Annotated in this window: 10 protein-coding genes; all 10 read right to left on the bottom strand. The window is 61.3% G+C overall.

The features are described 5' to 3' along the window. Positions 1 to 130 precede the first annotated feature (130 nt). A complete protein-coding gene (locus tag AACY31_RS17635) occupies positions 131 to 1147 on the bottom strand; it encodes a class I SAM-dependent rRNA methyltransferase (protein ID WP_339481628.1) in 1017 nt (338 codons plus the stop codon). Between the two features lie 97 nt (positions 1148 to 1244). After that, positions 1245 to 3182: an acetate--CoA ligase gene (gene acs / locus AACY31_RS17630; protein ID WP_339481626.1), complete on the bottom strand. Its 1938-nt coding sequence runs from the start codon at positions 3180 to 3182 to the stop codon at positions 1245 to 1247. 244 nt (positions 3183 to 3426) lie between these two features. Further along, the gene (gene pgi, locus AACY31_RS17625; RefSeq protein ID WP_339481625.1) at positions 3427 to 5091 is read right to left on the bottom strand and encodes a glucose-6-phosphate isomerase; all 1665 of its coding nucleotides are present in this window, start codon (positions 5089 to 5091) and stop codon (positions 3427 to 3429) included. Positions 5092 to 5416: 325 nt separating this feature from the next. Then, entirely contained in the window at positions 5417 to 6277 is an 861-nt protein-coding gene (panC, locus tag AACY31_RS17620) for a pantoate--beta-alanine ligase (protein ID WP_339481624.1), read from the bottom strand. Then, complete coding sequence (panB, locus tag AACY31_RS17615) at positions 6274 to 7074, bottom strand: 3-methyl-2-oxobutanoate hydroxymethyltransferase (RefSeq protein ID WP_339481623.1); 801 nt, start codon at positions 7072 to 7074, stop codon at positions 6274 to 6276. Before panB ends, panC begins: the two co-directional genes overlap by 4 nt. A 266-nt stretch (positions 7075 to 7340) precedes the next feature. Continuing rightward, complete coding sequence (gene folK / locus AACY31_RS17610; protein WP_339481621.1) at positions 7341 to 7826, bottom strand: 2-amino-4-hydroxy-6-hydroxymethyldihydropteridine diphosphokinase; 486 nt, start codon at positions 7824 to 7826, stop codon at positions 7341 to 7343. Positions 7827 to 7829: 3 nt separating this feature from the next. Next, a complete protein-coding gene (locus AACY31_RS17605) occupies positions 7830 to 9227 on the bottom strand; it encodes a polynucleotide adenylyltransferase PcnB (RefSeq protein WP_339492072.1) in 1398 nt (465 codons plus the stop codon). A gap of 716 nt (positions 9228 to 9943) precedes the next feature. Then, positions 9944 to 11377: a sigma-54-dependent transcriptional regulator gene (locus tag AACY31_RS17600; protein WP_339481618.1), complete on the bottom strand. Its 1434-nt coding sequence runs from the start codon at positions 11375 to 11377 to the stop codon at positions 9944 to 9946. A 22-nt stretch (positions 11378 to 11399) separates the two neighbouring features. Beyond that, complete coding sequence (locus AACY31_RS17595) at positions 11400 to 14354, bottom strand: sensor histidine kinase (RefSeq protein WP_339481617.1); 2955 nt, start codon at positions 14352 to 14354, stop codon at positions 11400 to 11402. Next, entirely contained in the window at positions 14338 to 14514 is a 177-nt protein-coding gene (locus tag AACY31_RS17590; protein ID WP_003176118.1) for a hypothetical protein, read from the bottom strand. Before AACY31_RS17590 ends, AACY31_RS17595 begins: the two co-directional genes overlap by 17 nt. Positions 14515 to 14559 lie beyond the last annotated feature (45 nt).

The following is a 14559-nucleotide window of genomic DNA, read 5'->3' as shown; positions in this document are numbered from 1 at the left end:
GTCGTTTAGCTGAACAGGTCGTTTTGCTTGAGATCGGGTCCACGCATCGGCTCGGTCTTCCGCCGACATTGAGGAACATGGCGGGTAGTTTGCCTGATCCCAATTCGGTCCGGCCTTTTTCAACGGCCTGCTAGAGCTGGAGGATCAACGTCTTGAGCGGCGGCTGCTGGTCCCGGGAGGGGAAATCGCTGCCGGGCGTCAACACGCTCCACTCGCGCACCGGACGGCCGGCTTTTTCCGCACAACGCAACACCTGCTCGCGCCAGTCGTCCATGGGCACTTTTGCCAGGTTGTTGCAGCAGATCAGCACGCCATTGTCGGCGGTGGTGAGCAGCGCCGGTTTCAGCAGGCTTTGGTAGTCGCGCAACAGGTCGACGGTGCCGAACGCACTTTTGGCCCAGGCAGGCGGGTCGAGCAGCACCAAATCATACTGGCGTTGCTCCAGGCGCACGTAGCTGGGCAGTTTCTGCCCACGCCGCTGGCTGATAGGCAGGCCGGCCAGTTGGCGGATCGCCGGAAAGTAATCCGACTGCACGAACTCCATCGGCGGCAAATCGGGGTTGAGCAGGCCGTTTTCGCGGCCCACCGCCAGGTTGCCTTCGGCGAAGTCCAGGTTGCACACCTCCCGCGCACCACCGGCCGCAGCGCTCAGGCCGACGCCGCAGGTGTAGGCGAACAGGTTCAACACGCTTTTATTGCGGCTGTGTGCCTTGACCCAGCCCCGGGCGTTGCGCAGGTCCAGAAACAGCAGTGGGTCCTGCCCGGCATGGCGACCGCGGACGCGATAATTCAAGCCCCATTCATGGCCGACCAGGTCTTGCAGGGCGGCGTCGTCCGCCTGATAGACGGTGTCTTGACGGTCGACGCGCGAATTGCCCCGGGCGCGGTCGTTGTAGACCAGCAGCGTTTCCAGGCCCAGCCGTTCGTTGACGATGCCGTGCAGTTGCAGCAGGTCGTCGCGCTCCAGCGACTGATGGAAGCTCTGTACCAGCAGTTGTGGACCGTAGCGGTCGATGGTCAGGCCGGGCGCACCTTCCTGGCTGCCATGGAACAGGCGATAGCAGTCGGTGCCTTGTGGGTGCAGTTGGCCGAGCAGCTCCTGGCGCTGGTCGAGGGCGGCGCGCAGCGCCTGATTCAAGGAAGACATGCCGGGCGCGCCTTAGAGAAATGAAGCGCGGGAGTTTAGCAGTTATGGCTGGCGTGGTCCCTGTGGGAGCGAGCAAGCTCGCTCCCACAGGGAATCCTCAGCGATTGAGGCGTTTGTCGATCAACCCTTCCACCACACTTGGATCGGCCAGGGTCGAGGTGTCGCCGAGGCTGTCGAGTTCGTTGCAGGCGATCTTGCGCAGGATGCGCCGCATGATCTTGCCCGAACGGGTCTTGGGTAGCGCCGGTGCCCACTGGATCAGTTCCGGTTTGGCGAAGCTGCCGATTTCCTTGCTGACGTGGGCCAGCAATTCGTTCTTCAGCGCCTCATTGGCCTCGACCCCGTTCATCGGCGTGACAAAGGCATAGATGCCCTGGCCCTTGAGGTCGTGGGGGTAACCGACGACAGCCGCTTCGGCAATGTTGTCGTGCAGTATCAGGGCGCTTTCCACCTCGGCGGTACCAATGCGATGCCCGGAGACGTTGATCACGTCGTCGATGCGCCCGGTGATCCAGTAGTCGCCGTCTTCGTCGCGACGCGCACCGTCGCCGGTGAAGTAATAGCCGGGGTAGGGTTTGAAGTAGGTGTCGACCATGCGTTGATGATCGCCGTAGACGCTACGAATCTGCCCGGGCCAACTGGATTTGATCGCCAGTACGCCGCTGCCGGGGCCATTTATTTCCTTGCCCACTTCATCCAGCAAGACCGGTTGCACGCCGAACATCGGCCGGGTGGCGCAGCCTGGCTTGAGCCGGGGGGCACTCACCAACGGGCTGAGCATGATGCCGCCGGTTTCGGTCTGCCACCAGGTATCGACAATCGGGCAGCGCTGTTCGCCTACCGTGTTGAAATACCATTCCCACGCCTCCGGGTTGATCGGCTCACCTACACTGCCGAGCAATCGCAGGCTTTTGCGGGACGTTTCCTGCAACGGTCCGGCCCCTTCGCGCATCAGCGCGCGCAGGGCGGTCGGTGCGGTGTAGAAGATGTTGACCTGATGTTTGTCGATCACCTGCCAGAAGCGCGAACTGCTCGGGTGGCTTGGCACGCCCTCGAAGATCAGCGTGGTGGCGCCATTGGCCAGCGGGCCATAGACGATGTAGCTATGGCCGGTGACCCAGCCGACATCGGCGGTGCACCAGAACACTTCGTTGTCGCGGTAGTCGAGCACGTACTTGAACGTCATTGCCGCTTGCAGCAGATAGCCGCCCGTGGTGTGTAGCACACCCTTGGGTTTGCCAGTGCTGCCGGAGGTGTAGAGGATGAACAACGGGTCTTCGGCGTCCATCGGTTCGGGTGGGCAGTCGTCGCTCATCTCGTGCATGGCCTGGTGGTACCACAGGTCACGGCCTTCAACCCAGTTCACCTCGCCCTGGGTACGCTCGACCACCAGTACGGTGCTGACGTTCGGGCAGCTTTCCAGGGCCTTGTCGACGTTACGCTTGAGCGGTACGAAGCGCCCGCCGCGCACACCTTCGTCAGCGGTGATCACGGTGCGGCAATCGGCGTCGAGAATCCGGTCGCGCAGCGAGTCCGGTGAGAAGCCGCCGAACACCACGGAATGCACCGCGCCGATGCGGGTGCAGGCGAGCATGGCGTAGGCGGCCTCGGGGATCATCGGCATGTAGATGCAGACCCGATCGCCTTTATTCACGCCACGGCTTTTCAGCACGTTGGCCAGGCGGCACACATGGTTGTGAAGTTTTTTGTAGGTGATTTCTGCCGATTCGGCGGGGTCGTCGCCTTCCCAGATGATTGCCGTCTGGTCGCCGCGCGTTTGCAGGTGACGGTCAATGCAATTGGCGCTGACGTTCAGCTTGCCACCGGCGAACCAGGTCGCGTCGCCGTTCTTGAGGTCATAGCGCTGGACGGTTTGCCAGGGCGTCATCCAGTCGAGAAAGCGGGTGGCCTGCTCGGCCCAGAAGGCGCTGGGGTGTTCGATGGATTCTTTATAGAGCCGCTTGTACTCGTCCTGACTCAATTGCGCAGCCCGGCGGACGGCATCGGCTTGGGGGTACTGGCTGATATCGAACATGACGGTTCCTTATTCTTGTTTTGCGACAAGAGGAGCTGCACGACCCTCGTAGGAGCTGCCGAAGGCTGCGATCTGTTCTCTCATGCCACTTGAGTGCCGAGTGAAAGATCAGATCAAGATCAAAAGATCGCAGCCTTCGGCAGCTCCTACAGTACCGTGTACTCCACGGTTTGCGGGTAACCCGAGCCGTTGGAACTGTCCTGAACGAGAGGTGACAGGGCGGGTGAGCCGCCCTGTCAGACTATCACCCGCGGTGACGTCCGCGGAAGTAGTTGATCAAGCCCTGGGTCGAAGCATCTTCGGCCAAGCTTTCTTCGCGGCCCACCAGGCGGTTGTAGACGCCTTTGCCCAGTTCCTTGCCCAACTCCACGCCCCATTGGTCGAAGGCGTTGATGCCCCAGACCACGCTTTGCACGAACACCTTGTGTTCATACAGCGCCACCAGTGCGCCGAGGCGACGGGGGCTGATGCGTTCGACCACCAGGGTGTTGCTCGGACGGTTGCCTGGGATCACCTTGTGGGAGGCCAGTTTCTGCACCTCTTCTTCGCTGGCGCCTTTGTCCCGCAGCTCGGCTTCGGCTTCGGCGCGGGTCTTGCCGAGCATCAGCGCCTGGCTCTGGGACAGGCAGTTGGCGTACAGCCACTGGTGATGATCGGAAACCGGGTTGAAGCTGACGATCGGCACGATGAAGTCGGCCGGGATCAGCTGGGTGCCTTGGTGCAGCAACTGGTGGTAGGCGTGCTGACCGTTGCAGCCGACGCCGCCCCAGATCACCGGGCCCGTGTCGGTCGACACGGGTGTACCGTCCTGACGCACGCTCTTGCCGTTGGATTCCATGTCCAATTGCTGCAAATGCTTGGTGATGTTACGCAAGTAGTGGTCGTACGGCAGGATCGCATGGCTCTGCGCGCCCCAGAAGTTGCCGTACCACACGCCCAGCAATGCCAGCAGCACCGGCATGTTCTGCTCGAATGGGGCACTCTGGAAATGCTGGTCCATGGAATAGGCGCCGGAGAGCAATTCCTTGAAGTTCGACATGCCGATGGCCAGGGCGATCGGCAGGCCGATGGCCGACCACAGCGAGTAACGCCCGCCGACCCAGTCCCACATCGGGAAGATGTTTTCTTCACGGATGCCGAAGGCTACGGCGGCGGCGTTGTTGCTCGACACGGCGATGAAGTGGCGATACAGCTCCGCTTCGGAGCCACCCTGGGCCAGGTACCAGGCGCGGGCGGCCTGGGCGTTTTTCAGGGTTTCGAGGGTGTTGAAGGATTTCGACGAGACGATGAACAGCGTGGTCTCGGCGCGCAGCTTCATGGTCAGTTCATGGAACTCACTGCCGTCGATGTTCGCCAGGTAGTGGCAGCGAACGCCTTTTTGCGCGTAGGACAACAGCGCTTCGGACACCAGCTCCGGGCCGAGGAAAGAACCACCGATGCCGATGTTCACCACGTCGGTGATCGGCTTCTCGGTGTAGCCGCGCCACAGGCCGTCGTGAATGCGGCCCACCAGGTCGGTGATCTGGTTCAGCACTTTATGCACGTCCGGCATCACGTTGACGCCGTTGACCAGCAACTTGTCGCCCACTGGCCGACGCAGGGCCGTGTGCAGGGCAGGGCGGTTTTCCGAGGCGTTGACGATTTCGCCTTCGAACAGCGACTTGATCGCGCCCTTGAGGTCGACGTCGTTGGCCAGGCCCACCAGCAGGTCGCGGGTCTGGGCGTTGATCAGGTTTTTCGAGTAGTCGAGAAACAGACCGCAGCTCGACAGGGTGAATTGAGTGAAACGCTGCGGATCGGCATTGAACGCTTCGCGCATGCTGAAATCCTGCATGGCTTTGCGGTGGTCATTCAGCGCTTGCCAGGCTGGCAGAGCGGTCACGTCATGAGGGGTTCGGTAATACGCCATCGCTGCGGGTTTCCTTTTTACTTGAACGACCTTTTGTACACTAAAAATTCCGGCGCGGCTCCAGGTGGGCGTCCGGACACTGCATCGACACGATCGCCGGACGCAGGGCGACTACAGTAAACCTCGTGTTGCGATCTGTCTTGGCTTTGTCTGACCGATTCCCGGTACTTTTTTATACAACGGGGCGGGAAGGGGGGCGCTGTGGGAGCAAACGCTTGCTCGCGACGAAGTGGTCAAGTTCGACACGCATGTCGAGTTTCAGACCGCTATCGCGAGCAAGCGTTGTTCCCACAAGGCCCATCCCCGGATTGGGGCGGGTGTGGGTTCAGGCGGGCGTGTCGAGGTTCAGGTGCAGGTTGTCGATCAGGCGCGTGGTATCGAGGAAGGCCGCCACCAGAATCACAAGGTCACGGTCCTCGCCCAATGCCGGGCGCAAGGTCTTGGCGTGACGGATTTCCAGGTAGTCGGGACGCAGGCCGGCGGCTTTGAGTTGCTTGAGCTGCTCATCGATCAGCGCCGGGAAATCTCGTCGGCCCTGTTTGATGGCCTCGGCGATCTGGCTCAGGGCACGATAGACCACGGGCGCGACGGCGCGTTGATCCGGGCTGAGAAAGCCGTTGCGCGAGGACAGCGCCAGGCCGTCCTCGGCGCGAACCGTCGGCTCGCCGATGATCTGGATCGGCATGTTCAGGTCATGGACCAGTGCGCGAATCACTGCCAGTTGCTGGAAGTCTTTCTGACCAAACACCGCCAGGTCAGGCTGGACCATGTTGAACAACTTGCTGACCACCGTCGCCACACCTTCGAAATGCCCTGGACGGCTGGCACCGCACAAACCTTCGGACAATTGCGGGACGCTGACCCGGGTCTGCCCGGCCATGCCATCGGGGTACATCTCTTCGACGCTGGGGGCAAACAGCAGATGGCAGCCGGCCTGGAGCAGCTTTTCCTGGTCGGCCGCCAGGGTGCGGGGGTATTTTTCCAGGTCTTCGCCGGCACCAAATTGCAGGGGGTTGACGAAAATACTCGCCACCACGAAGTCGGCCCGTTGCGCGGCCTTGGTGACTAGCGCCACGTGGCCTTTGTGCAGGTTGCCCATGGTCGGCACGAAGGCGATACGTTTGCCTTCGTCGCGGGCACGGGCCACGGCGGCCCGCAGTTCGCGTACGGTTTTGACGGTGTTCATGCAGAAAACCCGTGTTCGGCGCCAGGGAACGTCGCAGCCTTGACTTCGGTGACGTAGGCACCCAGGGCACCCTGGATGGACGTTTGCCCAGCCATGAAGTTCTTCACGAATTTGGGCACATGACCGGTGATCGATAGCCCGAGCATGTCGTGCAGCACCAGCACCTGGCCATCGGTGGCGTGGCCGGCGCCGATTCCGATGACCGGAATCTTCACCGCCTGGGTGATTTCTTCTGCCAGCTCGCTGGGCACGCATTCGAGCACCAACATCGCCGCGCCAGCCTGCTCCAGTGCAATCGCATCGGCGCGCATCTGCCGCGCCTGGTTCTCATTGCGGCCCTGGACTTTGTAGCCACCGAGGATATTGACCGCTTGTGGGGTCAGGCCCATGTGCGCGCACACCGGGATACCCCGCTCGGCCAGCAGCCGAATCGAATCGGCCAGCCACAACGCGCCTTCGACCTTGACCATGTGGGCTCCGGCCTGCATCAGCATGGCGCTGTTGGTCATGGTTTGTTCGAGGGTGGCGTAAGCCATGAACGGCAGGTCGGCGAGAATCAGTGCATCGGTGTTACCGCGTTTGACGGCGGCCACATGGTAGGCCATCTCGGCGGTGGTCACCGGCAGCGTGCTGTCGTGACCTTGCAGCACCATGCCGAGGGAATCGCCCACCAGCAACACTTCGACACCGGCCTCATTGCAGGCGTGGGCGAACGTTGCGTCATAGCAGGTCAGCATGGTGATTTTTTCACCTTTTTGCTTGAAACCTTGCAGCGTGGTCAGGGTAATAGCTGGCATGAAAAAGTCCTCATTAGGCGCTCGTGAACTACTGCGAGTAACGCGCATGATTCGTCATTGATACAGGCGCACCTTCTATCCATGGTGCTTGTAAGGCCTGGATTGCGCCCTTCAGCGCCGCGTTGGCGGCAACGGGACGCCTATAGTCGTGAGGAGCACTCGGGAAGTCAATTGGATGTGTTACCGCCGGGTGTTACCGGGGTTACTGATGCGTTTCAGCGTCGAGGCGTGTTTTGGATTTGACTGCTGGCACCCTCAGGGGGGCATCAGTTCGCAGGCAAGCGTTCCAGGCCGGCGAATGGGCACGCCGCAAGGAGATCCTTGAGTAAGCGCCCATCGGCCAGGCGCAGGTCGGCGGGCGCCAATTCCGCCAGCGGATACAGCACGAAGGCCCGGGCCTGCAGGTGGTAGTGGGGGACCTTGAGGCGAGGCTCGTCGATCAGGTGATCGCCGAACAGCAGGATGTCCAGGTCCAGGGTGCGCGGGCCCCAGCGTTCGAGGCGTTCGCGACCTTGTCCGGTTTCGATGGCTTGCAGCGCATCGAGCAGGTCCAGCGGTGCCAGGCTGCTGTCCAGCGCCGCCACTGCGTTGGTGTAGCGCGGCTGGCCGGGCAGCAGGGAATCGCTTTGATAAAACGCCGAGACCCTCACCCGTTGGGTGCCGGGCAATTGCGCCAGCGCCTGGATGGCGCTGCGCAATTGTTCGGCGGGTTCGGCCAGGTTGCTGCCCATGCCGATATAGATGCGTTCCATCGATTACTCGCCCGATGCGCTTGGTGCACCGGCACGCTTGCGTTTGGCTCCGCTGCTGCGACGGCGCTTGCGTGGGCCGCTGGCGCCGTCATCCTTGCCGCTGAGCTCGCGAATCATGTCGCGGCGCTCGCTGTCGTTGGCGTCCTGGTAATCGGTCCACCATTCGCCCAGGCCATCGGTCTGCTCGCCTGCGCTTTCACGCAGCAGCAGGAAGTCGTAGCCAGCGCGGAAACGCGGGTTGTCCAGCAGCAGGTCGGCACGTTTGCCGCTGCGCCGTGGCAGGCGTTCCTGCATGTCCCAGATCTCGCGGATCGGCATCGTGAAGCGTTTTGGAATGGCAATGCGCTGGCACTGTTCGGCGATCAGCTCGTGGGCCGCTTCCTGCATCGCCGGGATCGGCGGCATGCCGCGATCTTGCAGGCGCAACACCCGGGCCGGCAGGGCAGGCCAGAGCAACGCGGCAAACAGGAACGCAGGTGTCACCGGCTTGTTCTGCTTAATGCGCAGGTCGGTGTTGATCAGTGCATCGCTGATCAGGGTGTGGGTGTAGGTCGGGTTGTGCTCCAGAGCCTCGGCACTGGCGGGGAACAGCGGGTCGAATAACTGCAGGTCCACCAGCATCTCGAAGGTGTCTGCCGCGTTACCCGACAGGAACAGCTTGAGCACTTCCTCGAACAGGCGCGCAGAAGGGATTTCCCGCAGCATCGGCGCCAGTTCGCGAATCGGCACGGCGCTGTGTTTTTCGATGCCGAAATCCAGCTTGGCGGCGAAACGCACGGCCCGCAGCATTCGCACCGGGTCTTCCTGGTAGCGCTGCTTGGGGTCGCCAATCAGGCGGATCAGGCGATTGCGAATGTCGTGTACGCCGTTGGCGTAATCGAGGATGCGCTCGCTGACCGGATCGTAATACAGGGCGTTGATGGTGAAGTCGCGGCGTTGCGCGTCTTCTTCCAGCGTGCCGTAGACGTTATCGCGCAGGATGCGCCCGCTCTCGTTGCGGGAAGACTGGTTGCTGTCTTCCTCTTCATCGTTTTGCGGGTGATTGGCGCGGAAGGTCGCCACTTCGATGATTTCGCGACCGAAGTGGATGTGGACCAGCTTGAAGCGCCGGCCAATGATCCGCGCATTGCGAAATTCGGCCCGTATTTGTTCCGGCGTGGCGCTGGTGGCGACGTCGAAATCCTTGGGGGTGATGTTGAGCAGCATGTCGCGCACGCAGCCACCGACCAGGTAAGCCTGGTAGCCGGCGTTCTGCAAACGTTCGACGATGTTCACCGCATAACGGCTGAACTGGGCCTTTTGCAATGAATGCTGGCCGCTGTTGAGCACTTCAGGCGTGCTGCGAATGTGTTGCGTACGACGCAAGGGAGAACGGAATGACTGGAACAGCTTCTTCAGCATGGGATGCACTGTTTGAAGGAATATTCGGCCAAAAACGAAGAGTGACCGCATGATGGGCCGAGATTCTAGCATTTAGTCGAGGGATGGTGTAGGACGGAGCAATTTAGAGCTGCAAGCTTCAGCGACAAGCCTTGTAGGCTACGGGGAGGCGGGAACGACAGAAACCACAAGGGGAGCCGAAGCTCCCCCAGAATTAGTTGCGTGCTCTATTTTTATTATTGGTTTTGGGCTTCTTGTTTTTGTTGAGTGCCCGCGTCACGAGGTTTTCCCTTCGTGACCCTCCCAATCGGGAGCCAAGAGCAAACGGATTGCTTTGGTCGCTGTGTTGCAGTGATCAATCGATCCAACCAGTTCAGGCACCTGTCTTGAGACAGTTTTTATTGTTCTCGGCCTGGTTGTGGGGCAAGCCCCAAATACAACGCCTCTCCAAAAGAATCAGTTAGCTGCGCCTCTCGCCGTCTTGTTTTTATTGTGCGTGAGTCGATTCGTCTTATTTTTATTGTCTTTTGCATTGCTTGTTATTGTTCTTGTACCAAAGCTATAGCAGGGTGCGTGCCAACTTTTGCGTGGCCCAGCGAAATCGGGGGTTCTAGGGTTATAACTATTTTTTCGGGGCGAAAAAAAGCCGGGGTTTCGTTACCGTAAACCCCGGCTTCTGTTACGTGAAAAAGCTGAGGTAACAGTTTTTTCACATTCGGCGGTGTTACCCCCACACCTCAGCTTTCGCTGGTCGCTCCGGTCTTGCGCCGTGGAATTCCCAGGCGCTGGCGACGTTCCCACAGGCACTTGCGGCTTACGCCCAGTTTGCGTGCCAGTTCGGTCTCGGTCATGTGGTCCTGGTGCTCCAGGACGAAGTGCTGGAAGTAGTCCTCCAAGGACAGGTCTTCGGTGGGTTCGTGGCTGGTGTTGTTGGCAGCACCGCCCTGTTGCGGGGCCAGGCCGATGAATTCTTCGTCGTCCAGGTCGCTCAGTTCGATGTCGATGCCCAGCAAGTCGGCAGAGATTTCCGGGCTCTCGCACAGGATTACCGCCCGCTCGACCGCGTTTTCCAGCTCTCGAACGTTACCCGGCCAGGCGTAATGACGAATGGCCTGTTCGGCGTCCGGGGCGAACTTGAGATCGGTGCGGTTGACCCGCGCGCTCTGGCGAGCCAGGAAGGCCTGGGCGATTTCATTGACGTCCGCGCCACGCTCGCGCAGGGCGGGGAGCTTCAAGGCGATCACGTGCAAGCGGTAATACAAGTCTTCGCGGAACTGGCCGATCTTTGCCAGGCTCTTGAGGTCACGGTGGGTGGCCGCGATCAGGCGGACATCGACCTTTTGCGACTGCACCGAGCCGACCCGGCGAATTTCGCCTTCCTGAAGCACCCGCAGCAACCGCGCCTGGGCTTCCAGTGGTAGCTCGCCGATTTCATCAAGGAACAGCGTGCCGCCGTCCGCCGCTTCCACCAGCCCGGCGCGTCCGGCGCTGGCGCCGGTGAACGCGCCTTTCTCGTGACCGAACAGTTCAGACTCAATCAGGCTTTCCGGAATCGCCGCGCAGTTCACCGAGATCATCGGTGCCTTGGCCCGGCGTGACAGGTTGTGCAGGGCACGGGCTACCAGCTCCTTGCCGGTACCGGACTCGCCCTGGATCAGGACATTGGAGTCGGTCGGCGCCACTTTGCGGATCTTGCCGTACAGGTCCTGCATGGGCGGGCAGGAACCGATGATGCCGATTTCGCCATTATTGTTGCTGGCGCCGGCTTTCGCCGAGGCACTGGCCTTGCCAACGGGCTCCACCGGGTTGCTGGTCGCCGTCTGTCGGTCGCGCAGGATGCGGGCCACGGCCTGGAGCATCTCGTCGTGGTCGAACGGTTTGGCGATGTAGTCCACCGCGCCCATTTTCATGGAGTCGACCGCCGAGCGCAGGCTGGCGTAACTGGTCATGATCAGCACGGGGGTGCCCTGGCCAAGCTTGATCAGCTCGGTACCCGGGGCACCAGGCAGGCGCAGGTCGCTGACGATCAGGTCAAACGTTGGAATGCTGAAACGTTCTTGTGCTTCCTGCACTGAACCGGCTTCGCTGACCTGGTACTGGTTGCGTTCCAGCAGGCGGCGCAAGGCGGAGCGGATAATTGTTTCGTCTTCGACGATCAAAATGTGCGGCATTGATTCGATTCTCTCGACGGTCTCAGTTCACAGCGGACGTCGCTTCGACATGACGCGGCAAGGTCACCCGGATACGGGTGCCGCGTTGGCTTTGTACATCAGCCGGGCTGTCGATGGTGATTTGTCCATAATGCTCTTCAACGATGGAATAGACCAGTGCGAGGCCCAGACCGGTGCCTTCGCCAGGATCCTTGGTGGTGAAGAAGGGTTCGAACAATCGGTCCATGATGTTCTGTGGGATGCCGCTGCCTTCGTCTTCGATGATCAGGTCGACCGTGTGTTCGAAGGCTTCGCTCTTGACCCGCACCGCGCTGCCGGCCGGTGACGCGTCCCGCGCGTTGGATAGCAGGTTGATCAACACCTGGGCGAGCCGCTGGGGGTCGCCATCGACCCAATGCTCCGGATCGCACAGGTTGAAGAATTGCACCTCGAAATTGCGCCGGTTGAGCGCCAGCAGACCAATGGCATCCTGGGCCACTTCGGCCAGGCAGACGGGCTCGTCATTGTGTTGGTGACCGCCGGCATGGGCGAAGCTCATCAGCGACTGGACGATGCGCGACACGCGTTTGGTCTGTTCGAGAATCTGGCCGCTGATTTCCGTCAGCTCGCCGTCGTCCTCGCGTTCTTCGCGCAGGTTCTGCGCCAGACAGGCGATGCCGGTGATCGGGTTACCGATTTCGTGGGCCACCCCGGCAGCCAGCCGACCGATGCTTGCCAGTCGTTCGGAGTGGACCAGCTTGTCTTCGAGCATCTGGGTATCGGTCAGGTCTTCGACCAGCAGCACCAGGCCGCTGTTACCGGGTGCCAACGGCTCGTCGATCGCTGCCTTGTGCAGGTTCAGCCAACGGGTCTGGCCGTCGAGGGCCAGGTGCTGTTTGTGCAAGTGCTCGTCCGGCAGGTCGATGAAACCTTGCAACAAACCTTTCCACGGCTCGCCCAGGGTGCTCAGGCGTGAACCGACCACGCGCTGGGCCGCGATCCCGGTGAGTTCTTCCATGGCCTTGTTCCACATCAGGATTTCCTGGTCCTTGGCCAGGGAGCACACGCCCATCGGCAGTTCCTGCAGGGTCTGGCGGTGGTAACGGCGCAAGGCGTCCAGTTCGGCGGCAAGGCCCGTGAGGCGCGAATGGTAATCCTCGAGGCGGCTTTCGATGAAGTGGATGTCCTCGGTGACGTAGTTTTCGCCGCCGGCCTTGTAGGGCAGGAATGTCTCGACCATGTCCTGGGCCACGCTGGGGCCCATCAGGCCGGACAGGTTGGCCTCGATCCGGTCCCGCAGGCGACGCAAGGCATACGGGCGACGTTCATCGAAGGGCAGGTAGAGGTCGCGCAGGGCCTGTTCGACTTCCTTTTGCGCGGCCTTGGCGCCCAAAGGCTTGGCCAGTTGCGTGGCAAACTCCTGGGGCGAGGCGGCGTGCAGTTCACGACGCTGCGGGCGGCGGACATTGTCCACCGCGCAGGCTTCGGCGGCGCTGGCCTCTTCGCTGCTGGCGTTGGTGAACAGCGAGATCAGGGTGAACATCAGCACGTTCGCCGCCAGGGAGGCGATGGCCGCCATATGCCAACTGGTGTCGTCGAGCACATAGATCATGTTCAACAGCGGAATATAGAAGCCTTGCAGGTTGCCCATCAGCGGCAACAGCATCGCGACCAGCCATACCAGGATCCCTGCCAGCAGGCCGGCGATGAAGCCGCGACGGTTGGCGGTCGGCCAATACAGCACCGACAGCACGCCGGGCAGGAACTGCAAGGTGGCAACGAAGGCGACGATACCTAGGTTGGCCAGGTCCTGTCCCTCACCCAGCATCAGGTAAAAACCGTAGCCGGCCATGATGATCGCGACGATCAGCGCCCGCCGTGTCCATTTCAGCCAGCGGTAGATATTGCCTTCGGCCGGTGGCTGGTAGAGCGGCAGCACCAGGTGGTTGAGGGCCATGCCCGACAATGCCAGCGTGGTGACGATGATCAAGCCACTGGCCGCCGACAGGCCTCCGACATACGCCAGCAACGCCAGGGCCTTGCTGTTGGCGGCGATGCCGATGCCCAGGGTGAAATATTCCGGATTGGTACTGGCGCCCAGCTTCAAGCCGGCCCAGAGGATCAGCGGTACCGCCAGGCTCATCAGCAGCAGGAACAGTGGCAGGCCCCAACTGGCGCTGACCAGCGAGCGTGGGTTGAGGTTTTCGGTAAAGGTCATGTGGTACATGTGCGGCATCACGATGGCCGATGCGAAGAACACCAGCAACAGCGTGCGCCATGGGCCTTCCTGCAAGGGCGTGTGCAGGGCGGCGAGGGCTGTCTGGTTCTGCAGCAGCCACACTTCCAGCTGTTGCGGGCCATCGAACACGCCGTACAGGGCATAGAGACCGACACCACCGATGGCAATCAGCTTGATCACCGATTCGAAAGCGATGGCGAACACCAGGCCTTCGTGTTTCTCCCGTGTGGCGATGTGTCGGGAGCCAAAGAAAATCGTGAACAGGATGATCAGCACGCAGAAGCTCAGTGCCACCCGGTGCTGCACCGGCTCGCGGGTCAGGATGCTGATGGAGTCGGCCACGGCCTGGATCTGCAGGGCCAGCAGCGGTAATACCCCGACCAGCATGAAGATCGTGGTCAGCGCGCCGGCCCAGGTGCTGCGAAAACGAAAGGCGAATAGGTCGGCCAGCGACGACAGTTGGTAGGTGCGGGTGATTTTCAGGATCGGGTAGAGCAACACCGGCGCTAGCAGGAACGCGCCCGATACACCGAGGTAACTGGAGAGGAAACCATAGCCGTACTGGTAGGCCAGCCCGACCGTGCCATAGAACGCCCATGCGCTGGCATAGACACCCAGCGACAGGGTGTAGGTCAGCGGGTGGCGGATGATCGCCCGGGGGATCATGCCTCGTTCGCTGATCCAGGCTACGCCGAACAGCACTGCCAGGTAGGCGGCGCTGATCAGGATCATCTGGGTCAGGCTAAAGCTCATCGGCATCTTTTTGGCTCTGCAGGATGAAGGTCACGACAATCAGGATCAGCCAGAGCAGATATGGCCGATACCAGGCACCCGTGGCATCGATCCACCAATCCATGATGGCCGGGGAGAACAGATAAATCCCCACTACCAGGAGCAGGACCAAGCGATAGATATACATCCCGGCCTCTCTAATTTATGCGCGTGCCCAAAAAACGTGCGGCGA

Origin of the sequence: Pseudomonas sp. RL_105y_Pfl2_101, from assembly GCF_963970585.1 — a bacterium.
Taxonomy (GTDB): Bacteria; Pseudomonadota; Gammaproteobacteria; order Pseudomonadales; family Pseudomonadaceae; genus Aquipseudomonas.
This window is presented reverse-complemented; position numbering and strand designations above follow the sequence as displayed.

Coding starts and splice junctions, on each gene's coding strand:
- acs (WP_339481626.1), bottom strand. CDS start 3,182: ATGTTCGATATCAGCCAGTACCCCCAAGCCGATGCCGTCCGCCGGGCT.
- panC (WP_339481624.1), bottom strand. CDS start 6,277: ATGAACACCGTCAAAACCGTACGCGAACTGCGGGCCGCCGTGGCCCGT.
- AACY31_RS17600 (WP_339481618.1), bottom strand. CDS start 11,377: ATGCCGCACATTTTGATCGTCGAAGACGAAACAATTATCCGCTCCGCC.
- panB (WP_339481623.1), bottom strand. CDS start 7,074: ATGCCAGCTATTACCCTGACCACGCTGCAAGGTTTCAAGCAAAAAGGT.
- AACY31_RS17595 (WP_339481617.1), bottom strand. CDS start 14,354: ATGCCGATGAGCTTTAGCCTGACCCAGATGATCCTGATCAGCGCCGCC.
- AACY31_RS17590 (WP_003176118.1), bottom strand. CDS start 14,514: ATGTATATCTATCGCTTGGTCCTGCTCCTGGTAGTGGGGATTTATCTG.
- AACY31_RS17635 (WP_339481628.1), bottom strand. CDS start 1,147: ATGTCTTCCTTGAATCAGGCGCTGCGCGCCGCCCTCGACCAGCGCCAG.
- pgi (WP_339481625.1), bottom strand. CDS start 5,091: ATGGCGTATTACCGAACCCCTCATGACGTGACCGCTCTGCCAGCCTGG.
- AACY31_RS17605 (WP_339492072.1), bottom strand. CDS start 9,227: ATGCTGAAGAAGCTGTTCCAGTCATTCCGTTCTCCCTTGCGTCGTACG.
- folK (WP_339481621.1), bottom strand. CDS start 7,826: ATGGAACGCATCTATATCGGCATGGGCAGCAACCTGGCCGAACCCGCC.